This window comes from Acinetobacter sp. P37 (assembly GCF_057480965.1).
This window is the reverse complement of record NZ_JBLIYY010000058.1, coordinates 1-289: the sequence shown is the minus strand read 5'-3', so window position 1 is coordinate 289 and position 289 is coordinate 1. Positions and strand designations below refer to the sequence as shown.

Genomic DNA, 289 nt, shown 5'->3' with positions numbered 1-289 from the left:
AACTGTGATAAATCACAGAGCTTAATAACAATGAAGCGAATCATACGCCACTTTGTTGCTAAGCTCTATAACCTAAACACTTGATCGCTTAAGGACTAAACAACTTCAACACTGCATGATCACATACTGCGCGAAGCGTAGCTTCTTGCTTAAATTTCAAGGAAAAGCATGCTTTTCTTGTCTTGAAATTTGGTGGAGACTAGGAGAGTCGAACTCCTGACCTCCTGCGTGCAAAGCAGGCGCTCTACCAACTAAGCTAAGTCCCCAGCTTATCAATAAGTCAATGTTT

General features: G+C 41.5%; 1 tRNA gene. It reads right to left on the bottom strand.

Annotated elements, in window-relative coordinates:
* Nucleotides 1-190: 190 nt before the first annotated feature.
* Nucleotides 191-266: transfer RNA gene (locus AC25JC_RS17370), tRNA-Ala, on the bottom strand.
* Nucleotides 267-289 lie beyond the last annotated feature (23 nt).